The organism is Hydrogenophaga sp. L76 (genome assembly GCF_057654755.1).
In genome coordinates, this window is the sequence record NZ_CM172807.1 from 2,096,630 (window position 1) to 2,118,388 (window position 21,759).

The window sequence follows — 21,759 nt, forward strand, 5'->3', positions numbered from 1 at the left end:
CCTAGTTGACTGGCAGGGCAGCGATCTCATCCGCGAACTGTGCGGCACGATCTTGATCTAGTACTGGATGACCGGCCCACATTGAAAAGCGAACCGATGTCTCAATATGGCTTGATGCCAACTCTTCCGCCCAACGGCGGATTGACCTAAACGCGAAGTCGGCGTGCGAAGACAGGCGACGATCCACCAGAACGTTGAACAAGTAACCGTGAGCAGCGTGGAGTTGAACGTGTCGGAAGCCAGCTTTGATTGCGAGTTCTGTACCGCGAAACAGCTCATCGAATGCTGCTCTCGCACGCGCTTCCGAAATGGAAGCTCCGAGCATCCTGTACTCGTTCAGTGGGTCCTCTCCCGCGCGGGGGACAAATTGCTTCATTCCGATGTAGCCCTGCCACGCTGAGCTGAGCTGAACGCCTGCTAACGCACCTTGTTCTGAAATGGTTTGAGCGAGCTCTCGCCATGACACAGAGTCGGAGATTTCAGCGCAAACGTCGTTGCTTCCGATTCCTTGTGGTGTAACTACGTTTCCCACAATTGCACAGTGAAGGCCGTTGCCGCTGCGGCTACGATAAAAATCACGACATCTTGAGTCTGGCTCCCCTCCAATAGCGAATCCGGTGTTCACCGCAAGGAAGAAGTACTTCCTACTTTCGACGCAACTTCGCATAGCGTGACTCGTTTCGGCGCATCTTGTCCAAGGTTTCGGCCTGGAGGTCAATGCCCAAGATGGCACCAATGCGAATGATGTATATAAAGCTATCGACCAATTCTTCCTTTAAGAGATTCTCGGCCTCCGGCAATTCGAGTGGATATTCGTCAGGTCGATCGAGTTTGATATTAACCTTCTTGACAATGTTCGAGAACTCGCCGATCTCTCCGAACAGTCCGACGAGGTCCTTAGTGAGTTGCTGGTATTTCTCTTGCGTTGTCGGGAACTGCACAGGAAATCCGTGCAACTCATCCATTTTTATTTGCATCTCTGCTATTTTTTTCAAGTCCATCGCCTTACTCCTTGTCACGAAACCAAACAAAGCCTGCGACGAGTGCGGTTGAAATCAGGTTGGTCCATATCGCGACCGCTATTTCTAACCAATTATTAGTCACTGCAGCAAGGACCAGGGCATTTAGGAATACGGCGCCAAGAATCGCCCAGTCGATACGGCGCTGTCTTCGCTGTATCTTTCGCAGTACGCTGACGGTAGCCCTTGGAAGTATCTTGTATGCCTCTACTTCCTCGCTGTCCACCCGCGGATCGTTCTTGAGTTCCTCATAGGTCTTTTGAAGCTGGTGCCGAATTGGCCAGATTTGTGTCTGAAAACCATGCTGCCCGCAGTAAGGCTTTCTAGCACTGCTGGAAAGCATCGAGAAGTCGACTTTCGAGATGGGCTCCCCTACCGGCAATTCGATGAATTTCTCGCTCAAGTTTTGCGTGACTATGCCAATATTTCCTGAAAAACCAGGGTCAGCGTACGTGCTGACCGGACTTAGTCCGATGCTGAAAAGTGACCCCTTGCTGGTTACGCGCGCGATCACATCATTTGGAATAACCAACTCCTCCAAACTAATGAGGACGACACGGTGACCAGGCTTGATAAGGACGGTGCCGTTCGCCGGAACGTCTATTCGCCTGTCCCCCTCCGTCAAGTCGTAGTACACGGTGCCCATGCGAAGCTCGTAGCAAGCGGGCCCCAGTTGTCGAGTGGACCCGTTTCGCACGAGCTCGCCCTTTGCCATGCGGGTCTCTATTTCGACGTCAGATAATGTCGTCATCGGATCTTCTCGTTTTAATGTAGTTTCATTCTGCCCTGTTGGCCGTTCGACGCGTTGGCGGCAGCTTGCTGGTCAAGCGCTCGACGCCGTTTTTCTCGCCCAATGGTCGTTTTATGTACAGCGTTCAGGCCCATGTGTACCACGCTCAAGGAGGTCACTGGTGACTGGCTGCTCATGGCCGACTGTGCTCAGCCTTGTATGCTCCAGTTGCCACGACGGCAACGTTTGCCGGCCGGCTTGCAGGCCGCAGCACCAAGGCACTGCCCTCCGATCGCCGCGCACTTGGTAGACCGATCATCACGCACTCAGGCGGCAGATCGCGTCCACAGGGAAAACCTGTACAGCCGCGAGGCTCAGGCCGTACCACGCCTCCTTGCTCGCAGGCCGAGTCGTCAGCCCTGCATCTGCAAGAGGATGGTGCGCTCGAGGCCCGCGTAGCGATGGACCAGCGCCTCGCGGTACGCGGCGTTGGCCATCATCGCGAGGAAGTGCTGGCGACTGGGGTAGCGGACAAGCAGGCACTTGTCCCAGTCCTGGCTGGCATCGCCGATGAAGGGTCTGTCGATCTTCCCTTCCCACACCACCTCGGCACGGCTCACGTCGCCCACGCTTTCCACGAATGCCGTCTGGTACCTGCGATAGGCCTCGGCACCCGAACAGGGCGCGTGGGGAGACCCTGCGGGGTAGTTCGCTTGCTCGCGGAACTTCAAAAGATTGAGCATCACCACCGGGCCGTCGGGGCCGGCATCACGCAATGCGCGCACCTGATCGGCCGTGGGATCGATGGACGGATCGAAATTGGCGGGACGGAAGGTCATGGGGTTGGCCCTTTTTGATGCCGCGCGGTGCATGCGCAAAACGCATTGTCGGCGCGGGCAGGATTGCTGCGATGTTGTTGGCCTGCCGTTCAGCGGCCGGCCGTGAACGACGGCAGATGGCCGATCTTGAACATTCACGGCAGCGGCACTTCCGATCTGACCAACACATACCCTGTGCTCCGCCCCTCGCCCTCCAGCCTGTGCAGCACCCCACGCGCGCATACTGGTGGAGCCGACCCCTAGCCGTTCACCAAAGCGTCCTGGTGGATGACAGATCTTGGACGGCACGCAGCGCTCAACAATGGCCGCGTGGCAAGGTCCATCAGAAAGCAGGACGGTGCAACCCTTGAACCAGGAGACCCTTATGCCGACCACGATTTTTGAAGCCCTTCGCGAAAGCCACGACATCCAGCGCCAGCTTTGCACCCGACTGGTCCGTTCCAGGTCGGGCACGGCAGCAAAGGAGGCGACATTCATGGAGCTCAAGATTGAACTGGAGGCCCACGCAGCCGCTGAGGAGCGCTACCTTTACTGTCCCATCCTGATGGACGACAACGGTTTGACGCCTTCGCGGCATGCCTTGTCGGAGCATCACGAGATCGAGGAGATTCTGGAAGACATGTCGGTCAACGACAAATCCACGGCCGCATGGCAAAAAAAGGCGGTCGAGCTCAGCCAGACAGTTCGCCACCACCTGAAGGAGGAGGAACGCGGCTTTTTTCAGCAGGCTGGAAAGATCCTGACAGACAAGCAAAAGATCTCACTGGCGGGCAAATACGGGCGAGATCTCAAGCGCATGAAGAAAGTACTGTCGAACCCATGATGAAAAGGCGGGGACGGGGCGATACCGTATGAAGTCGCCCTTGGGGTTGCTCATGTCACTTCTCCAGCGTCACGACCGGGGTGAACCCGGCATAGATCATCCGCTGGGCGTCGAACGGCCAGTCCATGCCCTCGGGCGGCTTCATGCGCTCGTCCTTCACCATCTTGTCGTGCGCGGCGTCGCAGACTTCGCGCGACGGCCATTCCATGAAAGAGAACACGATGTTCTCGCCCGGCTCGGCCTTCACGGCGCGGCGAAAGTCGGTGAGCTTGCCATCGGGCACATCGTCGCCCCAGGCTTCGACCACGCGCAGCGCACCGTATTCCTTGAACAACACCCACGCCTCTTCGGCCACCTGCCGGTAGTCCTCGCGCCGGCCCGTCGGCACCGGGATGACGAAGCCCTGGACGTAGCTGTCGGCGGCCGCCTCGCCTTGTTCGACGATCGGCTCGAAGCCGCCGTAGATCATCCGCTTGCCGTCGAACGGCATCGGGTTCTTCGCCGGGTCGCAGCGCTCGTCGGTCTTGGCCAGTTCGGCCATCCGGCCCATCACACCGTCGCGCGTGGCCTTGTCGGGCCACTCGATCCACGAGAACGCCACCGTCTCGTCGTCCTGCGCCGCCACCGCGCCCTGGAAGTCGGTGGTCTGGCCCTTGGGCACATCGGCCCCCCAGCACTCGACCACCCGCGTCGCGCCGTGATCGATGAAGGCGCTGTCAACCGTGTTGGCGTGGGCAATGAACTGCTGCTGTTTCCCGGTCGGGACCGCGATCACGAAACCGTCGATGTAAGACATGGGGGTTCTCCTGTGGTGTTGCACGGCGGGGCCCATCGGTCGCCCACCGGTCGGGGTCGGAGAACTCGGCGATGAGCGCGCGCGGGGGTTTGTCACGATACGCCCCCACTTTTTCTTGCACCAGCCACATGGGCTTTCCCCGCCGCCATGGCCGACGACTTCACTTCTTCTGTCGAGCCGCCTTCACCGCCTTGCCCTTGCCCGCCGGCGCTTTGAGCTGCCCCTGCGCCTGCTCCAGCCAGAGCAGGGATTCGGTGTGGGAGAGGAAGCGCCGCAGGTAGTGCGGCGAGAGCTCGCGCATGAGGCCGAGCGTGCGCAGCACGAGCATGTGGGAGTTGAGCGGGCCGGCGTTTTCAGGCGCGCGGTGCGTGGCCTTCACCACGGCGTCTTCGGCGCCGAGGCGTTCCCAGGTTTCGCGGAAACGCTGGGCACTGCGCAGTTCGGGCCACTGGTCGCCGTTTGATTTTTGTCCGCCTGCTGCGGCCTGGCTGGCTTGGGCTATGTGGGCGTTGAGGGCCGCCAGGGGAGAGCGCTTGGTGTTCATGGCTTGGCGGTGGCCGCTGGCGCCGCCGTGCTCGGCGTGGGCGCGGCGCGGGGCACGGGGGCCATTTCCACGCGGCGGTTGAGCGCTCTGCCCTTTTCGTCGGCGTTGCTGGCCACGGGCTGTTCGGCGCCGAAGGCGGCGCTGAACACGCGCTGGCGCGGCATGCCTTCCTTGACGAGCGTTCGCGTCACGGTGAGCGCGCGCTGGGCCGAGAGTTCCAGGTTGTCTTCGAAGCGCTGGTGGGGGCCCTGGATGATGGGCTTGTCGTCGGTGAAACCGCTCACCATGAGCATCTCGTCGCGCTCGCCGAGGTACACCTCCAGCGGCGGCACCAGGCTCTTGAGCAGCTGCTGGCCTTCGGGGCGCAGCTGGTCGGAGTTGAAGTCGAACAGCACGCTGCCGCTGATGCCGATGCGACCGTTGTCGAGCGTGACGCGGCCGCTCTGCAGCGGAATGGCGAGCGCTTTTTCCAGCGCCATGCGGCGGGCTTCTTCCTGCTGGCGTTTGGCGATCTCGGACTGCAGGCTGCTCACCAGGTCCATCTGCACCAGCAGCACGCCGATGAGGATGAGCACGAACGCGCCGACCACGCCGGACATGAGGTCGCCAAACACGGCCCAGACGGGCGCGGTTTCGCCGAGGCCGTCGTCGATGGCGGTGTCGTCCATGCTGCTGCTCATCACACGGTTCCCTGAGCGGAAGGTGCAGCGGGCGCGGCGGCTTTGGCGGCGGCAGGCTTGCTGGCGCGCAGCTGGCGCATGTCTTCCACGATGCCTTGCTGTGCGCTGATGCTGAGGTCGATCACCTCGCGCGCCTGCGCCACGTAGTAGGCGAGCTGTTCGTCGCTGCGCGCCATGGACTGGCCGATGGCGCCTTCGACGCGTTGCAGGCCGTCGACGAGTTTTTCATTCGTGCTGCTGAACAGCTCCACGCCTTGCTGGAAGGCCTGGCCCAGCGCGGCGAGTTCGGCGGTGCTGGTGGCGAGTTGTGCGGTCTGCTCGTCGGCCCTGCCCGCCTGCGCGCCCAGGGTCTGCGCGAACTGCGCGCCGGTCTGGTTGAGCACGGTGGTGGCCGAAGCGACCAGCGATTCGATGGCGGCGCGCTGCTCGCCGGTGGTCTGCTGCACGTTCTGCAGCAGGCTGCTGATGTGCGTCACCAGCTCGGTGCGTTCCTGCAAAGCCAGGTTGTCGCGCTCGGTGAGGCGGCTCATCTCCTGCCGCAACTGGCCAATGACTTCGGCCGCGGCCTTGGGCGCCTCGGACGCCGTTTCAAGCAGGCGCGACATGGGCGCTTCGAGCGAGGTGCCGAGCGTGGCGAGGTGTTCGGTGACGGCGGCCTGCAGCTCGCCCAGGCGCTGCACCGCGGCCTGGCCGCGTGCGGCTTCTTCGCTGCGCAGGGTCTGCAGGTGGCTGGCTTCTTCTGCGCGCAGCGCTTGCAGCTGGGTGCCGATGGCGGTGTGCAGCGCAGCGGCTTGCTCGGCGGTGGCTTGCTGGCGCGCGGCTTCTTCTGCGCGCAGGGTTTGCAGTTGCTGGGTCAGCTCGGCGTGCAGCGCGGTGGCGCGTTCGGCGGCGGCCTGGCCGCGCGCGGCTTCTTCGCTGCGCAGGGTCTGCAAGTGCGTGCTTTCTTCGCTGCGCAAGGCGGCGAGTTCGCTGCGCCAGAGGGCGGCCAGTTGATCCATGCGCTGGCCGTGTTGTTGCGTCCATTGCGCTTCCGACTCGGTGCGGGCCAGCACCAGCGCTTCGCTCTGTGCCAGCAGGCGGGCCACGCTTTCCATGCTGCGCGTGGCCTGCTCGCTGGCGCTGTGCTGGATGGCGCTGGCGGTGTGCTCCAGCGTCTGGCACACAGCCTGTTGCTGCGCAAGGTTGGCCGCGCCCACCTGCTGCCATTCAGCTTGCAGGCCGCTGGCCATGCCTTGCAGCGCGGTGGTCCACGCAGCCTGTTTGAGCGCTTCGGCCTGGGCCTGCTCGCTGTGCTGCTGCGCCGTGGCCTGCTGCACGTTGGCCAGCAGCTGGGCAGCGCGGGCTTCGAAGCTGGTGTTGAACTGGTCCAAGGCGTTGCCCAGGCCGCTCACCAGTTGCTCGCTGGTGCGCGCGTGGTTCTGCAGCGCGGTGGCCCAGCCTTCGGCCACGGTGCCGGTGGTGGCGGCGAACTGGGTGGACAAGCCGGTCAGCTGCGTCTGCACCGCCGCGCTCACGCGCTCGTGCAGGCGGGTCGACTCTTGTGCGATGGCGGCCATGGCGTTTTCCACCACGGGCTTGATGCTGTCGCTGGCCACGCGGGCGCTCGACGACAGGCTGTGATTGAGCGTCTGCGCCACCGACTGGCCGAGGCCGGTGTACGCGGCAGCGGCTTCGCGATGGAACTGGTCTTGCCGCGCGCTGAGCTGTTCGTCCAGCTGCTGGTGGCGGCGCTCCACCTGCTCCATCAGCGCCTGCAGCTGCGTGACGACCTGGGGCAGCGCATCGGCCTGGCGCTGCAGGGCGGTGAAAGTGTGGTCGCGGTTTTCTGCCGCGATGAAGGCGGCGGTGAAGGGGCGCAGAGCGCCGGCGGTCTGCTGCTCCAGCGCGCGGGCCACGTCCAAACGCTCGCGGCGGGCGATGGCCGACATGAGGCCCAGCATGGCCGAGCTGGCCACACCGGCGACCGAGGTGCCGAAGGAAATGCCCAGGCCCTTGATGGGCGCGGCGAGCGCGCCACGGATGGCACCCAGATCGGCCGAGCCTTCGAGCGCGAACACGGCGCCCTTGAAGGTGACCACCATGCCGAGGAAGGTGCCGAGCATGCCGAGCATCACCAGCAGACCGATGAGGTAGGGCGTGAGCGACAGGCCGGGCAGTGCGCCGCGCCCGCTCTCGACGCGCTGGCGAACAGCGTTCTGCAGCGGCGCTGGCACGCGGGCGAGCCAGTCAGCAAGGTTGCCCAGCGGCTGCGAGATGTGGGCGAGCGCCTGGGCCAGGCCGTGGCTGGCGCTGCGGAAGCGGCGGATTTCAAATGCGCCCACCAGGTAGGCGACGGCGATGGCCACCGTCATGCCCAGGGCGAGCCAGCTGCTGGTGCCGATGAAGCCGAAGCCCACCCAGGCGATGGCGAAGAGGCCGAGCAGGAAGGCACCGATGAGCAGGGGAGCGTTGGTGGAACGGTTCATGGGGGTGGCTTCAGGGCTCATGGGAAATGGATTCGATCATTCCGGCGACTGGCTGCAGACGGTGGTCGAGTTCGGCAAGCAGGGTCTGCTCCAGCTCGGTGTTGAAGGTGGCCAGCCAGTTGTTTTCGGCGGTCAGCGGCTGGCGGCGCAGTTCGGTGAACCGCAGCTTCAAAAAAGCAGGCACGTTGTTCAACAGGCGCTGCTCGCGCCCGCCCAGCATCTCGCCCAGCACCGCGTCGAGCGCAGCGAGCTGGGCCAGGCGCGGCGGGCCTTTGGCGAGCGTCTGGCGCACGTGTTCTCGCAGCGCGTCCACGCTCATTTCCAGACGGCGTTGCTGGTCCTGGTAGCGCTGCAGGCAGAAGGCGAACTCGGTGTCGAGGTCGTCCGGGTCGGGCTGGTGGCGCGTGTCGCGCGTGGTGATGGACTGGCTGAGCACGGCGCGCACGCGCTCCAGCTCGGCCTGCAGCGTTGCGGCGCTGGTGGCCTGGTGGCCGGGGGTGCGGGCGGCCTGCCGCCCGGCGGCGGCGATGGCCGCGTGCGCCGAACTCAGGCTGATGGCGTCGGCCACGTTGAGCCACTGCCCCAGGCGCTCGGCCACGTCCTGCCGCGCCGCGTCGCCGGGCGCAACCGCCCCCGCGGGCAGAAAGCCCGCCAGCTGACGCACCAGGGCGGTGGGTTGGGTGTGGAAGAAAGAACTGCGCAAAACGGTCCGCAGCGCCTCGCAGGGCGCCTGAGCGTGGAGGAAAACAGGGGATTTGCCGGCCCGAACGGGGGGCTGGCGCCGGACCGGCCGATGGGCCGGGCGGCAGGCCGTAATTAGAAACCATCCCGCCGGCGGGTTTGTAACCGCCGGTCCGGGCCGGGTTCACACCACCAGCACGGCCCGGAAATCGTTCACATTGGTGTGCGTGGGGCCGGTGATGACCAGATCGCCCAGCGGTTCGAAATAGCCGTAGGCGTCGTTGCGGGCCAGGTGATCGGTGACCTTCAGGCCCAGCGCGGCGGCGCGGGCCAGGGTGTCGGGCGTGACCAGCGCGCCGGCGTTGTCTTCCACGCCGTCGATGCCGTCGGTGTCGGCCGCGAGCGCCCACACACCGCCCTGCCCGCCCAGCGCCTGGGCCAGACCCAGGCAGAACTCGCCAGCACGGCCGCCGCGGCCTTTCTTCTGGCCTTCGGCGCGCGGGCGCACCGTGACGGTGGTTTCGCCACCGCTGAGGATGACGCAGGGTTTGGCGAAGCTGCTGCGACCGAGCGCCGTGGAGCGCGCGAGCGCAGCGTGCACCTTGCCGACCTCGCGCGACTCGCCTTCGATCTCGTCGCTGAGCACCACCACGTTCAGGCCCAGCGCGCGGGCGGCCTCGGCGGCAGCGTCCAGGCTTTGCTGGGGGGTGGCGATCAGGTGCGTTGCGATACCGGCGAGCGCGGCGTCGCCGGGCTTGGGCGTTTCCAGTGCGCCGCTCTCCAACTGCTGCCTGACGGCTTCAGGCACCTCGATGGCGTAGCGGCGCAGGATGTCCAGTGCTTCGGCGCAGGTGGACGCGTCGGCCACGGTGGGACCGCTGGCGATCACGCTCACGTCGTCACCGGGCACGTCGCTGATGGTGAGCGTGACCACGCGCGCCGGCGCGCAGGCCGCCGCGAGGCGCCCGCCCTTGATGGCCGAGAGGTGCTTGCGCACGGTGTTCATCTCGCCAATGTGCGCGCCGCTCTCCAGCAGCTGGCGGTTGATGCGCTGCTTGTCTTCGAGCGTGAGGCCTTCGCAGGGCAGTGTGAGCAGGGCCGAGCCGCCGCCCGAGATGAGGCAGAGCACGAGGTCGTCAGCGGTCAGGCCCTCGGTCAGCTGCAGGATGCGCTGCGCGGCTTCCAGGCCGGCGGCGTCGGGAACGGGGTGCGAGGCTTCGACGACCTCAATGCGCTGCGGCAGACCCTCGGGGCGCGGGGGGATGTGGTGGTAGCGCGTGACGACCAGGCCCGACAGCGGGGCGTCGGCCGGCCACAGCGCTTCGACCGCCTGCGCCATCGCGCCACCGGCCTTGCCGGCGCCGAGCACGAGGGTGCGGCCCTGGGGTGGCTGGGGCAGGTGGGCTGCGGTGTTGTGCAGCGGCAGGGCGCGCTGCACCGCCACGTCGTACAGGTGGCGCAGCAGGGCACGGGGGTTGGCCAGGCTGGGGACGGTGGGGGTGGCGTCGGTCATGGGCAGGAAGTGTAAGGAAATGACCGGCGCCTGGCTGCCGTGTTGTTACGTAGGCGCTGACCCTCACCCCAGCCCCTTCCCACACGCGGGAGAGGGGTCATGCCCGCCCTGCTCCGCCAGTGCCGCCGGGATCTTGCTGCGGCGGCTGACGAACAGCGGGTGCCCGGCCTGGCTGAGGTTCAGCGCCATGGGCGTGCCCATGATGCCGAGGACCATGGAGCCGACCCGGAATCCGCTCTGGATCGTGTGCCTGTCTCCTGGTTGTTGTGTTTACAGCTGCTGTCCATGCGCAGCGATCCAGCCAAGACCGCGGTCGGTACCGCCGGGCGTCGCGTCCTTCGGCTTGTATTCGCAGCCGATCCAGCCGCTGTAGCCCAGCGCGTCGATGTGGTCGAACAGGTTGCGGTGGTGGATCTCGCCGGTGCCGGGTTCGTGGCGGCCGGGCGTGTCGGCCAGCTGCATGTGGGCGATGCGCGGCAGCAGGTCGCGGATGGTGTTGCACAGCTCGCCTTCCATGCGCTGCGCGTGGTAGATGTCGTACTGCAGAAAAACGTTGTCGGCGCCGACTTCGTCCATCATCTCGATGGCCTGGCGCGGGCGGTTGACGAAGTAGCCCGGCATGTCGAAGCTGTTGATGGGTTCGATCAGCAGCGGCAGGCCCAGCTTCTTCGCCTCGGCCGCCGCAAAACGCACATTGCCCACCCAGGTGGCGCGGGCCTGCGCCTCGCTCACGCCCACCGGCTTCAGCCCGGCCATGCAATGCCAGCGCTGCACGCCGATCACCGGCGCGTATTCAGCCGCCTTCGCCACACCGGCGCGGAACTCACCCTCACGGCCCGGAATGCAGGCCATGCCGCGCTCGCCCGCGGCCCAGTCGCCGGGCGGCAGGTTGTGCAGCACGAGTTCCAGCCCGTTGGCCTTCAGCAACCGGGCAATGGCTTCGGCCGGGTGGTCGTAGGGGAACAGGAACTCCACCGCCTTGAAGCCAGCCTTGGCGGCGGCTTCAAAGCGGTCGAGGAAGGGCAGCTCGCTCCAGAGCATGGAGAGGTTGGCGGCAAAGCGGGGCATGTTGGTGTTTTTTCAGTTCATCGATGTTGGTCATCTTTTCCAGGATCACCTCCACGACCACCGGCACACTGTAATGGTGCGCCATGAACCGTGCCTGGCGCAGCTGCAGCGTGGCAGCCGGTGACCGTGTTCGACGGGTTCACCCTGCCCGCCTGCGACATCCCGGGCGCCTGCCCTTCGGCGGCGAGCAAGATGTCTAGGCCCTCAATCGGCGCACCAGCGTGGCGTGCAGCTCCCCGACAATGCCTTTGCGGAACGCGAGCACACAGACGACGAAGATCACGCCGATGATCACGGTGACCCAGGAACCCACCTTGTCAGCCAGCAAGTTCTGCAGGGCGATCACGATGCCCGCGCCGAGCACGGGACCGAACAGGGTGCCCACCCCGCCCAGAAGGGTCATGAGGATGACCTCTCCCGACATGCTCCAGTGCGCGTCGGACAGGGTTGCAAAGCCCATCACCAGCGTCTTGAGTGAACCCGCCAGGCCAGCCAGGGCGGCTGACAGCACGAACGCCACCAGCTTGTACCGATCGGTCTGGTAACCGAGGGAGATGGCACGCGGTTCGTTCTCGCGGATCATCTTGAGCACCTGTCCGAAGGGCGAGTGGACGATGCGGGATATGCCCAGGAAGCAGGCGACAAAAATCGCGAGAACCAGGTAGTACATGCTGGTGTCCGAAGCCAGCGAGATCAGACCAAACAGTTCTCCGCGCGGCACGCTTTGCAAGCCATCCTCGCCACCGGTCTGGGGCAACTGCAGACAGAGAAAGTAGACCATCTGCGCGATGGCCAGGGTGATCATGGCGAAGTAGATGCCCTGGCGGCGGATCGCAACCAGGCCCACCACGAGACCAATCAGCCCGGCGCCCACCGTGCCGGCCAGCAAGCCCCACTCGGGTGTCAGCGCATAGGTCTTGATCATGTGACCCGAAATGTAGGCCGCAGAACCGAAGAAAGCCGCGTGTCCGAAGGACAGCAGTCCGGTGAAGCCGAGCAGCAGATTGAACGCACAGGCGAACAGCGCGAAGCACAGCAGCTTCATCAGGAACACGGGGTACAGGCCCACCAGGGGGGCGACCACGGCCAGCGCCAGCAGGACGGCGTAGGTCAGGCGGGTGGAGTTGGACAGTTTTTTCATATGTGTGGCTGGGCGAACAGCGCGGGTGAGCTGCTTGTGACTTCAGGCCTCTTTGCCGAACAGGCCGGCCGGGCGCACCATGAGAACCAGGACCATGATGACGAACACCACGATGTTCGACGCCTCGGGATAAAAAACGCGCGTCATGCCTTCGACCACGCCCAGTGCAAGGCCGGTGAGGATCGAACCCATGATGGACCCCATGCCCCCGATCACAACAACCGCAAACACCACGATGATCAGGTTGGAACCCATCATCGGACTGACCTGGATGATGGGTGCGGCCAGCACACCGGCCAGTGCGGCGAGCGCAGCACCTGCGCCGTAGGTCAACATCACCATCATGGGCACGTTGACGCCGAAGGTCTGGACCAGGGCCGAGTTTTCGGTGCCAGCCCTCAGGTAAGCGCCCAGGCGCGTGCGCTCGATGAGATACCAGGTGCCGAAACAGACCGTCAGCGATGCAAACACCACCCACGCGCGGTAGTTGGGCAGGAACATGAAACCCAGATCGGTCGCACCTTGCAGCAACTCGGGGACCGGGTAGCTCTGACCCGAGGCGCCGTAGATCTCGCGAAACACGCCTTCGAAGATCAGGGTGAGGCCAAAGGTCAGCAGCAGGCCGTACAGCGGGTCGAGCTTGTACAGGTGCCGGAGGAACAGGCGCTCGATCACGACGCCCAAAGCCCCGACGATGAGTGGTGCGACCAGCAACGACACCCAGTAGTTGACGCCGAACTTGTCCAGCAGGATCCAGGCGGCAAACGCGCCCAGCATGTAGAGCGTCCCGTGCGCGAAGTTGACCACGCCGAGAAGACCAAAAATCACCGCCAGACCGAGGCTCAGCATGGCGTAGAAAGCGCCATTGACGAGCCCGAGCAGGATCTGGCCCATGAAGGCCTGATGAGGTATGCCGAAAATTTCCATGGAATCGCGTCCGGTCAGGCCAGACATAAAAACAACCAGACAGCAAAAAAGCGCGCCCCGCCTGGGGCGCGCCTTACTTCAAGCGTTTACTTCTTGATCAGTGCGCACTTGGACTCGGCCACCGTGGTGAACGCCTGCTCGCCAGGGACCGTGGCCACCAGCTTGTAGTAGTCCCACGGCTTGGTCGATTCCTTCGGGGTCTTCACCTGGTACAGGTACATGTCGTGGATCATCCGGCCATCGGCACGGATCTGGCCTTTGCTGTAGAAGTCGTTGACCTTCGTGCTTTTCATGGTCGCCATGACCTTGTCAGCCTCGGTGGTGCCCGCCGCCTGAACAGCCTTGAGGTAGGTGGTGGTCGCCGAGTAGTTGGCAGCCTGGATGGAAGAAGGCATGCGCTTGTACTTGTCAAAGAAGCGCTGGGCAAACTTGCGCGAGGCATCGTCCTGGTTCCAGTACCAGCTGTCTGCCAGCTGCAGGCCTTCGGTATTGGCCAGGCCCAGGCTGTGCACGTCGTTGATGAACACCAGCAAGCCGGCGATCTTCATGCTCTTGTTGATGCCGAACTCCCTGGCTGCCTTCATCGCGTTGGTGAAGTCGCCGCCAGCGTTGGCCAGCGCCAGCACCTGGGCCTTGGAGGTCTGCGCCTGCAGCAGGAAGGAAGAAAAATCGGACGCGTTCAAGGGATGGCGGACTGCACCGGCCACTGCACCGCCATTGGCCTTCACCACTGACGTCGCATCGGCTTCCAGGGAATGGCCAAAGGCGTAGTCGGCGGTCAGGAAGAACCAGTTCTTTGCGCCGCCTTTGACCAGGGCATTGCCGGCCACTTTGGCCAATGCCACGGTGTCGTAGGCGTAGTGCACGGTGTAGGGTGTGCAAGCCTCGTTGGTCAGGCGCGCCGAGCCGGCACCGATGGAGATGAAGGGCAGCTTCTTCTCCTGAGCCACTGTGGCCATGGCGAGCGACGTTCCAGAATTGGTGCCTCCCACCAGCATGGACAGGCCGTCCTTGTCAATCCATTCGCGCGCCTTGGAACTGGCCACGTCGGCCTTGTTCTGGTGGTCAGCGGACAGCACTTCGATCGGGCGACCCAGCACCTTGCCGCCAAAGTCTTCGGCCGCCCACTTGACCATCTCGGCGCCGGCTGGACCGTCGATGTCCGCGTAGAGGCTGGACATGTCGGTGATGAAGCCGATCTTGACGGGGCCGGTGCCCTGTGCGGATGCAGCGGTTGCCAGCGCGATGGACGCGGCGATGACGACAGGCTTGAGTTTCATGGTGTCTCCTTGGGGTTAAAAAAACAAGGGCGCAATGTCCGCTGCGGAAGCCGCGGTCAAACGCCCAGGTACTCCTGCAACATGGCCATGTTCTGGCTCAGTTCCTTCTTTTCGAACTGCTTGACGATGACGCCGTGCTCCATCACATAGAAGTGATCGGCCAGTGGCGCTGCAAAGCGGAAGTTCTGCTCGACCAGCACGATGGTGTAGCCCTTCTGCTTGAGGGCCAGGATCATTTCCGCCAGCTTCTGCACGATGACGGGCGCCAGTCCTTCGGATATCTCGTCCAGCAGCAGCAGCCGTGCGCCGGTGCGCAGGATGCGGGCAACCGCCAGCATCTGTTGTTCACCGCCGGACAGACGCGTGCCCGGGCTGTTGGCGCGCTCTTTCAGGTTGGGGAACATGGCGTAGATTTCGTCCAGCGTCATGCCTCCTGGCCCGAGCACGGGCGGCAGCATGAGGTTCTCTTCTGCACTCAGGCTGGCGAAGATGCCGCGCTCTTCGGGGCAATAGCCGATGCCCAGATGGGCCACCTTGTGCGGTGCCATCCCGATCGATTCGTTTCCCTGGATGCGAATGGAGCCCGTGCGCTTGCCCGTGAGCCCGACGATGGCCCGCATGGTGGTGGACCGGCCGGCACCATTGCGACCCAGCAGCGTGATGACCTCGCCTTCACGGACAGTCAGGTTCACGCCATGCAGGATGTGGGACTCGCCGTACCAGGCGTGCAGGTCTTCGATGCGAAGCATTTCCTTGGCCATGGTCAGTGCGCTCCCTGCAGGCCGGTATCCGCCGAGCCCATGTAGGCCTCGATGACCTGGGGATTGCTGGAGACCTCCGCGTAGGGGCCGTCGGCAATGATCGCGCCCCGCTGCAGCACTGTGATGCGGTCTGCGATCGAGGCAACGACGTTCATGTTGTGTTCCACCATCAGGATGGTGCGGCCCGCCGAAACTTTCTTGATCAGCTGCGTGACGCGGTCCACGTCTTCATGGCCCATGCCCTGCGTGGGCTCATCCAGCAACATGAGTTCCGGCTCCAGGGCCAGCGTGGTGGCAAGTTCCAGCGCACGTTTGCGCCCGTAGGGCAGGTTCACCGTCAATTCGTCGGCAAAGTCCTGCAGATCCACCGCGGCCAGCAGCTCCCGTGCGCGCTCGTGCAACGGATGCAGTGAACGCTCCGCCTTCCAGAAGTGGAACTAGGTACCGAGGTTGCGCTGCAAGGCCGCGCGAACGTTCTCCAGCACCGTCATGTGGGGGAACACCGCAGAGATCTGGAACGAGCGCACGATGCCTCGCCGTGCGGTCTGCGCAGGCTTTTCATGGGTGATATCCACACCGTTGAACCGGATGCTGCCGCTGCTGGGCGGCAGGAACTTGGTCAGCAGGTTGAAGAACGTGGTCTTGCCGGCGCCATTGGGTCCTATCAGGGCGTGGATGTGGCCGCGCTGAACCTTCATGTCCACCTGGTTGACGGCCACGAATCCCTTGAATTCCTTGGTCAAACTCTGTGTTTCGAGAATGCACTCTGCTGACAATTTGCTCTCCGGCGACGGGTTATCTTGGGGTACGTCGGCTTGCGCCAGACAGCGACCGATGGTGATCGATTGGTCGTGATTCCGCGACCGGGTTGGTACTAGCGTAGTTCTACGCATCTGCATGCGTACACGGCTTCGTCGGGCAGCCGTGCAGCACCACCCGGGCGCTGGCGCGTGCCAGTTCCCGGGCCATGGCCAGACCCAGGCCTGTACCGGACCGGTGACCATGCCGCGGCGGTTGTGCAGGGACATGGATGTCAGGCAGGTCTTGCCGCCACAATCCGGATCTATGACCCCAACCGTGATCAACGCTGAATCGCTGCAGTCGATGCAAATGGCTTTCGACCTGGCTCCAGTGGGCCTGTGTGTGTCGCGCCATCGTGTGGTGGTGTTCTGCAACGACGTCTTTGCCCGGCAGTTCGGGTACGAGGTGGCAGAGCTGACCAACGCCCCTTTTGCACTGCTGTACCCCACGCCGGATGAATTCGCCAACATTGGCGAGCAGGGCCAGGCGGTGATGCGCGAGACCGGCGTGTACAGCGACGAACGCATCATGCGGCGGCGCGACGGAACCCTGTTCTGGTGCCACGCGTCGGGTCGTGCCAGTGACCGCGCCGACCCGTTTGCCTGTGCGGTGTGGATGTTCGAAGACATCTCGCAGCGCCGCCCCGTGACCACGCCGCTGACCCCGCGCGAGCGTGAGGTCGCCCAGCATCTGGTGGCAGGGCTCACCAGCAAGCAGATCGCCCGCGTGCTGGACCTGAGCCCGCGCACGGTGGAGGCGCACCGCGCGCGCCTGATGACAAAGCACAAGGCGGCCACGCAGGGTGAGCTGGTGGCCAAGCTGCTGGGACACGTCTGAAGCGGGTTCATCGGCAGCGCGTCGCTGGCGGCGAACGTCACTTCAGCAGCTTGCCATTGCCACCGATCACCGTCACCTCGACGTAGCGCGAGCCGATCCGGTTGTCCGGCGCGTAGCGCACCGAGGTACCGCCCAGGTCAAAGTTGTTCATGCTCTCCAGCGCCTTGATCACCTGGGCGCGCGTGGGCCTGGGGCCGGCGCGTCGCAGGCCTTCGACCAGCACCTTGGCGCCCAGGAACTGCTCGAAGCTGGTGTAGTTCACCAGCTCGCTGGGTGCGTACTGCCTGAGCAGGCGCTGGTATTCGCGCACCACCGGCATGGCGGGCATGAAGGGATAGGGCACCACCTGGCTCACGCCCAGGCCGTGTGCATGCTTGAGTCCGGCCAGCTTGACGATCTCGGCCGGGTCGACCACCGAAATGTTGTAGAGCTGTGCACCGCCACCGGCTTCCCGGTAGCGCCTGATGAAAGCCGAGGTGGACCGGTTCACCGAAATCATGATGACCGCCTGCGCGTCGGACGCGCGGATGGTCTTCACGGCATCGTCCACCTGGTCGGTGTTGCGTTCGTAGGGTGCGGCGACGGCAAGCGTCAACCCGCGCTTGCCCAGGGCGCGCTCAACCCCTTCCAGGCCGGCCTTGCCGAAACCGTCGTCCTGGTACATCACGGCCACGCGCTTCATGCCCAGCGTGGTGACCTGCTGCACCATGTGCTCGGTTTCGTCACCGTAGCCGGCGCGCACGTGGAAGATCCAGGGATTGAACGGCGTGCGCAAGGGTTCGCCACCGGTGTAGGGTGCCACCAGCGCGGCACCGCCCTGAGTCAGCACGCCATCGGTGAGCAGCTTGCCCACGTTGGCCGTGCCGGCGAAGCCGAACAGGGCCACCACCTCGGGCCTGGCCAAGGCCTCCCTGGTGAGGCGCACGGTCTCGTCGACCTTGTACCCGTCGTCGGTCACCCGCAGCCGGATCTTCTGGCCGTTGACGCCGCCGGTGGCGTTGATGTGGTCGAAATAGATCTGACCGCCCACCACCATCTGTTTGCCCGTGCTGGCAAGCACGCCGGTCAGGGGTGCGACCTGGCTGATGACGATGTCGTTGGCCGAGACCATGCCGGGCAGCAGGAACAGGGCCAGCGCGCCCAGGGATTGTTTGAAGGTGGTCATGCAGATCTCCGTCGTTTGGGATAACTCGTTGGGAGCTGCCATGGTGGGCTTTGTCGGGTTGCGCAGCAGCGGGGCAATCCATGAGGTATTTCTACGCTATGGCTGGATCGCTGAAGCCGTCTCTCGGGGTGCGCTCACGGCACCCGGGAAGCTCGAAAAAAGAAGGGGGTTACTGCGCAGTCCAACCGCCATCGACCGGCAGCGCGACGCCCGTGATGCCCGACGCGGCATCGCTGCACAGGAACACCGCCACGTCACCCATGCGCTCTGGCGGAAGCAGGGTCAGATTGGGTTGTTTCTCGCGCAGCAGATCGCGAATGCCCGCTTGCCGGTCACCGGCGAACAGGGCTGCCCGGGCCTCGATCTGCGGCGCGATGATCGGTGTGTCGGTCCAGCCCGGGCAGATGCAGTTGACGGTGATGCCTTGGGCTGCCGTCTCCAGCGCCACCCCTTTGGACAAGCCCACCAGGCCATGCTTGGCAGCGAGGTAGGCGGCCTTGTTCACCGAAGCCACCAGACCGTGTACCGACGCGATATTGACGATGCGGCCCCAGCCACGCGCCCGCATGCCAGGCACCGCAGCGCGCATGGCCAGAAAGGCCGCCGTGAGGTTGACCGCCAGGATCGCGTTCCAGCGGTCGGTGGGAAAGCTCTCGATGGGACAGGTGTGCTGGATGCCAGCGTTGTTGATCAGGATGTCCGGCGAGCGCATGGCCCGCGTTGCCTGGTCCACCAGGTCGGCAGCGGCCTCCTGGCTGGAGAGGTCGGCCTGCACATACGCGGCGTGCACACCCGTGGCCTGGGCCAGGGAGCCAGCCACCCTGGTGCCCAGTTCCTGGGCTTCGATGCCATGCAGGATGACGTCGCAGCCCGAGGCGGCCAGGCGCCCGGCGATGGCGAGGCCTATGCCTTGAGTAGCACCCGTGACAAGGGCACAGCGGCGTGGCGAAGGGGAGATGCTCATGGCGTGGTTCCTTGAAGTTGTCGGGCGTCCAGCTCGCGCAAGGCGGTCTTGAGCACCTTGCCATAGTGGTTCTTCGGGAGTTCCGGAACGAATTGGTAGTGCTTGGGCCGCTTGAAGCGCGCCAGCTGGCTGAGGCAGCAGGCATCCAGGGTTGTCGCATCGGCTTCACCCTGCAGCACCACATAGGCCACGACCACCTCGCCCCATTCGGGATCGGCGCGTCCAATCACCGACACCTCCGCGACCGCCGGATGCGTCAACAGGGCTTCTTCCACCTCGCGCGGATAGATGTTGGTGCCACCACTGATGACCAGGTCCTTGGAACGGTCCAGCAGATACAGGAAGCCATGCCCGTCCAGACAACCCACATCGCCGGTGGCCAGCCAGCCGCCGCGGATGGCTCTTGCCGTTGCCTCGGGGTCGTTCCAGTAGCCCGCCATGACCACGTCACCGCGCACACAGATTTCTCCGCTGGCACCGGCCGGCAGCGGGCATCCATCGTCATCGCACACGGCGACTTCCACCATCGACTGCGCAGTCCCCACCGAACGCAGCCGGTCGCGCCACTGCGGATGGGTGTGATCGGAGATCAGGCAACGCTGCAGCACGCTGATCGACATGGGGCATTCACCCTGGCCGTAGATCTGGGCGAAGTGAGGACCGATGACTTCAACAGCCGCCTCGATGTCGGCCAGGTACATGGGGCCGCCGCCGTAGACGATGGTTTCGATTCCCTTGGCCGGCTGCTCGCGTGTTCGCGCCACCTCCACCAGCCGGCGCACCATGGTGGGCGCCGCAAAGAACGAGGCCCGGTTCCAGTGGGCCGCCAGATCAAGACACTCGACGGCATCAAAACCGTCCGACCGCGGAACGACATTCATGCCGGCTTGCAGCACGTAAGGCAGGTGGTACAGGCCTCCGCCGTGCGACATCGGAGCCGGATGGAGCATGCTGTCGCCCGGACTCACTGGCTGGACCGATGCCAGGTAGGCCAGGCTGCACCAGCGCAGCTGGCGCGGGCACAGCACCACCCCCTTGGGCCGCCCGGTGGTGCCACTGGTGTAAAAAAGCCAGGCGGGATCGTCGTCACCGCGCGGCGAAATCGGCGCCAGCGGCAGGTCGCCGAGCATCAGGCCCCGGTTGCTGCAAACCGTCGAGGACGCACCCGTTTCGGCGAGGACCGCCTGCAATCCGGAAGACCGGTCGGCATCGCAGAAGCTGACCCGGCATCCGCTGTGCTGGATGATCCACGCCGCTTCACGGGTATGCAGCTTGGCGTTGATCGGAACCACCACGGCACCGGCCCACCACACGCCCCAGAACAGCGGCAGATACTCCGGGCAGTTGTACATGAACAGGGCCACACGGTCGCCCGGCTCGACTCCCTGGGCCTGCAGCCAGCTCGCGGTGCGGGCGGCGCGCTCGGCAAAACCAGCGTAGTCGCACCACACCTCGGTGCCATGGGCGATCGCCGGCGTTTCGGGATGTGTGTGGGCGCTGCGTTGCAGCCAGTGAGCGAGGTTCATTCAGCGCACCCGTTCCAGCACCGAACCGTAGTTTGAAACGCCCGCACCGCCCATGTTGAGAATCGCTGCCAGCCGGGCCCTGGGCAAGGGCGCGCTGCGCCACCGGCCCAGCAGCTGCCAGGCCGCCATGACGTGCATCGAGACACCCGTGGCCCCCACCGGATGACCTTTGGCCTTCAGGCCACCGGACAGGTTGACGGGCAGGCGGCCACCGGGCATCACCCAGCCCTCTTCCAGGGCCTGCATGCCGCGACCTGGGGCGCACAGGCCGATGGCTTCGTACTGCATCAACTCGGCGATGGTGAAGCAGTCGTGGGTCTCCAGCAGGTCGAGGTCGTTCAAGCCGATGCCTGCGCGATGCATCAACTGGCTCCAGGCCGCGCGTGCGCCTGCGAGTTCGCTCATGTCGCGCTGCGACAGCGGCATCAGGTCGGTGGTCTGGGCCGTGGCACGCAATCTCACAAAACCGTCGCGGCGGTCGTGCGCATCCGATGCGCTGACCACCAGTGCGGCAGCGCCGTCGGAGATGGGCGAGCAGTCGCTGCGCAGCAGCCGCCCCACCACACGGGGATTGCGCTCGGACTCGTTGGCGCAATAGGCCTCGTCCAGCGCCATGCGCAACTGCGCCAGGGGGTTGTGAACACCATTGGCATGGTTCTTCGACGCAATCTTGGCCATGGCGGGATGCGGATCACCAAAACGTTCGGCATAGGCATCCGCCAGGCGCGAGAACATGCCTGCAAACCCTGCCGGTGTGTCGCCTTCCTCGCGCACATAGCAGGCCTGCAGCAAGGCCTTGCCGACCTCCCGGGTCGGAACGCCTGACATGATCTCCACACCAATCACCAGCACCCGCCTGGCCTCGCCGGCGCGCACCAGGTTGGCGGCATGGTGCACGGCAGCGCTACCGGTGGCACAGGCATTCTCGACGCGAACCGACGGCTTCATCTGCAGCCCCGGCAGCAAACCGGCGGCCAAGCCCGCAGTGAAGCTTTGAGCCACCAGACCCGGATTGAAATGGCCGACCACCACGGCGTCGATGTCAGCACCGCTGAGTCCGGCGTCCGACACGGCGATACCGGCCACATCCCTCATCAGGTTTTCCAGTTCGGCGCCCGGGAATTTTCCAAACTGGCTGTGCGCAAATCCGATCAGATCGACCATGAACCTGTCCTTGAAAGTGTGGCGCTATAGTAGAA

General features: G+C 64.6%; 21 protein-coding genes and 3 pseudogenes. 2 read left to right on the forward strand and 22 right to left on the reverse strand.

Annotated features, from left to right (window positions below; all coding sequences use genetic code 11):
• Position 1: 1 nt before the first annotated feature.
• The 4 genes from AC23D4_RS09995 to AC23D4_RS10010 form a co-directional block, all read right to left on the reverse strand.
• Positions 2-667 (reverse strand): oxidoreductase, encoded by a 666-nt coding sequence (locus tag AC23D4_RS09995; RefSeq protein ID WP_472889484.1) that lies wholly within the window; start codon positions 665-667, stop codon positions 2-4.
• Positions 645-1,001, reverse strand: coding sequence for a hypothetical protein (locus AC23D4_RS10000; protein ID WP_472889485.1), 357 nt, complete (start codon positions 999-1,001; stop codon positions 645-647). Before AC23D4_RS10000 ends, AC23D4_RS09995 begins: the two co-directional genes overlap by 23 nt.
• A 4-nt stretch (positions 1,002-1,005) precedes the next feature.
• A complete protein-coding gene (locus AC23D4_RS10005; protein WP_472889486.1) occupies positions 1,006-1,770 on the reverse strand; it encodes a dCTP deaminase domain-containing protein in 765 nt (254 codons plus the stop codon).
• A gap of 392 nt (positions 1,771-2,162) precedes the next feature.
• Positions 2,163-2,588 (reverse strand): DUF1330 domain-containing protein, encoded by a 426-nt coding sequence (locus AC23D4_RS10010; RefSeq protein WP_472889487.1) that lies wholly within the window; start codon positions 2,586-2,588, stop codon positions 2,163-2,165.
• Positions 2,589-2,952: 364 nt separating this feature from the next.
• On the opposite strand from AC23D4_RS10010, the gene AC23D4_RS10015 reads away from it, so the two are divergent.
• On the forward strand, positions 2,953-3,411 hold the full coding sequence (locus AC23D4_RS10015; RefSeq protein WP_472889488.1) for a hemerythrin domain-containing protein: 459 nt from the start codon (positions 2,953-2,955) through the stop codon (positions 3,409-3,411).
• 55 nt (positions 3,412-3,466) lie between these two features.
• Here AC23D4_RS10015 and AC23D4_RS10020 read toward each other — a convergent pair whose 3' ends face one another.
• From AC23D4_RS10020 to AC23D4_RS10085, 14 genes and pseudogenes are all read right to left on the reverse strand, one after another.
• Entirely contained in the window at positions 3,467-3,799 is a 333-nt protein-coding gene (locus tag AC23D4_RS10020) for a DUF1428 domain-containing protein (protein ID WP_487623739.1), read from the reverse strand.
• 48 nt (positions 3,800-3,847) lie between these two features.
• Positions 3,848-4,207: pseudogene (locus tag AC23D4_RS10025) on the reverse strand (DUF1428 domain-containing protein); the annotation flags it as partial.
• A 160-nt stretch (positions 4,208-4,367) separates the two neighbouring features.
• A pseudogene (locus tag AC23D4_RS10030) lies at positions 4,368-4,850 on the reverse strand (DUF2894 domain-containing protein); the annotation flags it as partial.
• Complete coding sequence (locus AC23D4_RS10035) at positions 4,748-5,419, reverse strand: OmpA family protein (RefSeq protein ID WP_472889489.1); 672 nt, start codon at positions 5,417-5,419, stop codon at positions 4,748-4,750. The pseudogene AC23D4_RS10030 and the gene AC23D4_RS10035, both read right to left, overlap by 103 nt.
• Before the next feature lie 11 nt (positions 5,420-5,430).
• On the reverse strand, positions 5,431-7,896 hold the full coding sequence (locus AC23D4_RS10040) for a DUF802 domain-containing protein (protein ID WP_472889490.1): 2,466 nt from the start codon (positions 7,894-7,896) through the stop codon (positions 5,431-5,433).
• Between the two features lie 10 nt (positions 7,897-7,906).
• Positions 7,907-8,599 (reverse strand): DUF3348 family protein, encoded by a 693-nt coding sequence (locus tag AC23D4_RS10045; RefSeq protein ID WP_472889491.1) that lies wholly within the window; start codon positions 8,597-8,599, stop codon positions 7,907-7,909.
• A 162-nt stretch (positions 8,600-8,761) separates the two neighbouring features.
• Positions 8,762-10,090, reverse strand: a complete 1,329-nt coding sequence (locus AC23D4_RS10050) for a glycerate kinase type-2 family protein (RefSeq protein ID WP_472889492.1) — start codon at positions 10,088-10,090, stop codon at positions 8,762-8,764.
• 63 nt (positions 10,091-10,153) lie between these two features.
• Positions 10,154-10,306, reverse strand: a complete 153-nt coding sequence (locus tag AC23D4_RS10055; RefSeq protein ID WP_472889493.1) for an NAD(P)-binding domain-containing protein — start codon at positions 10,304-10,306, stop codon at positions 10,154-10,156.
• Positions 10,307-10,360: 54 nt separating this feature from the next.
• Positions 10,361-11,158: a hydroxypyruvate isomerase gene (gene hyi / locus AC23D4_RS10060; RefSeq protein WP_472889494.1), complete on the reverse strand. Its 798-nt coding sequence runs from the start codon at positions 11,156-11,158 to the stop codon at positions 10,361-10,363.
• Between the two features lie 196 nt (positions 11,159-11,354).
• Positions 11,355-12,299: a branched-chain amino acid ABC transporter permease gene (locus AC23D4_RS10065; RefSeq protein WP_472889495.1), complete on the reverse strand. Its 945-nt coding sequence runs from the start codon at positions 12,297-12,299 to the stop codon at positions 11,355-11,357.
• 42 nt (positions 12,300-12,341) lie between these two features.
• Positions 12,342-13,226 carry a branched-chain amino acid ABC transporter permease gene (locus AC23D4_RS10070; protein WP_472889496.1) on the reverse strand — a complete coding sequence of 295 codons (885 nt, stop codon included), beginning with the start codon at positions 13,224-13,226 and terminating at the stop codon, positions 12,342-12,344.
• Positions 13,227-13,312: 86 nt separating this feature from the next.
• Positions 13,313-14,506, reverse strand: coding sequence for an ABC transporter substrate-binding protein (locus AC23D4_RS10075; protein ID WP_472889497.1), 1,194 nt, complete (start codon positions 14,504-14,506; stop codon positions 13,313-13,315).
• A gap of 56 nt (positions 14,507-14,562) precedes the next feature.
• Positions 14,563-15,267, reverse strand: coding sequence for an ABC transporter ATP-binding protein (locus AC23D4_RS10080; protein ID WP_472889498.1), 705 nt, complete (start codon positions 15,265-15,267; stop codon positions 14,563-14,565).
• Positions 15,268-15,269: 2 nt separating this feature from the next.
• A pseudogene (locus AC23D4_RS10085) lies at positions 15,270-16,043 on the reverse strand (ABC transporter ATP-binding protein).
• A gap of 289 nt (positions 16,044-16,332) precedes the next feature.
• On the opposite strand from AC23D4_RS10085, the gene AC23D4_RS10090 reads away from it, so the two are divergent.
• Positions 16,333-16,905 carry a LuxR C-terminal-related transcriptional regulator gene (locus tag AC23D4_RS10090; protein WP_472889499.1) on the forward strand — a complete coding sequence of 191 codons (573 nt, stop codon included), beginning with the start codon at positions 16,333-16,335 and terminating at the stop codon, positions 16,903-16,905.
• Between the two features lie 37 nt (positions 16,906-16,942).
• On the opposite strand, the gene AC23D4_RS10095 is transcribed toward AC23D4_RS10090, so the two are convergent.
• The 4 genes from AC23D4_RS10095 to AC23D4_RS10110 all read right to left on the reverse strand — a co-directional run bounded on the left by AC23D4_RS10095 (position 16,943) and on the right by AC23D4_RS10110 (position 21,724).
• The gene (locus AC23D4_RS10095; RefSeq protein ID WP_472889551.1) at positions 16,943-18,016 is read right to left on the reverse strand and encodes an ABC transporter substrate-binding protein; all 1,074 of its coding nucleotides are present in this window, start codon (positions 18,014-18,016) and stop codon (positions 16,943-16,945) included.
• Between the two features lie 223 nt (positions 18,017-18,239).
• Positions 18,240-19,034, reverse strand: coding sequence for a 3-hydroxybutyrate dehydrogenase (locus AC23D4_RS10100; RefSeq protein ID WP_472889500.1), 795 nt, complete (start codon positions 19,032-19,034; stop codon positions 18,240-18,242).
• The gene (locus AC23D4_RS10105; RefSeq protein WP_472889501.1) at positions 19,031-20,560 is read right to left on the reverse strand and encodes an AMP-binding protein; all 1,530 of its coding nucleotides are present in this window, start codon (positions 20,558-20,560) and stop codon (positions 19,031-19,033) included. The genes AC23D4_RS10100 and AC23D4_RS10105 overlap by 4 nt, the downstream gene beginning before the upstream one ends.
• Complete coding sequence (locus AC23D4_RS10110; RefSeq protein ID WP_472889502.1) at positions 20,561-21,724, reverse strand: thiolase domain-containing protein; 1,164 nt, start codon at positions 21,722-21,724, stop codon at positions 20,561-20,563.
• Positions 21,725-21,759: the final 35 nt, after the last annotated feature.

Bases quoted from the DNA above. Each gene is read 5' to 3' on its own strand.
- AC23D4_RS09995 (WP_472889484.1), bottom strand. From the start codon at position 667: ATGCGAAGTTGCGTCGAAAGTAGGAAGTACTTCTTCCTTGCGGTGAAC.
- hyi (WP_472889494.1), bottom strand. From the start codon at position 11,158: ATGCCCCGCTTTGCCGCCAACCTCTCCATGCTCTGGAGCGAGCTGCCC.
- AC23D4_RS10090 (WP_472889499.1), top strand. From the start codon at position 16,333: ATGACCCCAACCGTGATCAACGCTGAATCGCTGCAGTCGATGCAAATG.
- AC23D4_RS10010 (WP_472889487.1), bottom strand. From the start codon at position 2,588: ATGACCTTCCGTCCCGCCAATTTCGATCCGTCCATCGATCCCACGGCC.
- AC23D4_RS10000 (WP_472889485.1), bottom strand. From the start codon at position 1,001: ATGGACTTGAAAAAAATAGCAGAGATGCAAATAAAAATGGATGAGTTG.
- AC23D4_RS10095 (WP_472889551.1), bottom strand. From the start codon at position 18,016: ATGGTCTCGGCCAACGACATCGTCATCAGCCAGGTCGCACCCCTGACC.
- AC23D4_RS10080 (WP_472889498.1), bottom strand. From the start codon at position 15,267: ATGGCCAAGGAAATGCTTCGCATCGAAGACCTGCACGCCTGGTACGGC.
- AC23D4_RS10100 (WP_472889500.1), bottom strand. From the start codon at position 19,034: ATGAGCATCTCCCCTTCGCCACGCCGCTGTGCCCTTGTCACGGGTGCT.
- AC23D4_RS10040 (WP_472889490.1), bottom strand. From the start codon at position 7,896: ATGAACCGTTCCACCAACGCTCCCCTGCTCATCGGTGCCTTCCTGCTC.
- AC23D4_RS10105 (WP_472889501.1), bottom strand. From the start codon at position 20,560: ATGAACCTCGCTCACTGGCTGCAACGCAGCGCCCACACACATCCCGAA.
- AC23D4_RS10050 (WP_472889492.1), bottom strand. From the start codon at position 10,090: ATGACCGACGCCACCCCCACCGTCCCCAGCCTGGCCAACCCCCGTGCC.
- AC23D4_RS10035 (WP_472889489.1), bottom strand. From the start codon at position 5,419: ATGGACGACACCGCCATCGACGACGGCCTCGGCGAAACCGCGCCCGTC.
- AC23D4_RS10070 (WP_472889496.1), bottom strand. From the start codon at position 13,226: ATGGAAATTTTCGGCATACCTCATCAGGCCTTCATGGGCCAGATCCTG.
- AC23D4_RS10110 (WP_472889502.1), bottom strand. From the start codon at position 21,724: ATGGTCGATCTGATCGGATTTGCGCACAGCCAGTTTGGAAAATTCCCG.
- AC23D4_RS10075 (WP_472889497.1), bottom strand. From the start codon at position 14,506: ATGAAACTCAAGCCTGTCGTCATCGCCGCGTCCATCGCGCTGGCAACC.
- AC23D4_RS10015 (WP_472889488.1), top strand. From the start codon at position 2,953: ATGCCGACCACGATTTTTGAAGCCCTTCGCGAAAGCCACGACATCCAG.
- AC23D4_RS10005 (WP_472889486.1), bottom strand. From the start codon at position 1,770: ATGACGACATTATCTGACGTCGAAATAGAGACCCGCATGGCAAAGGGC.
- AC23D4_RS10055 (WP_472889493.1), bottom strand. From the start codon at position 10,306: ATGGTCCTCGGCATCATGGGCACGCCCATGGCGCTGAACCTCAGCCAG.
- AC23D4_RS10065 (WP_472889495.1), bottom strand. From the start codon at position 12,299: ATGAAAAAACTGTCCAACTCCACCCGCCTGACCTACGCCGTCCTGCTG.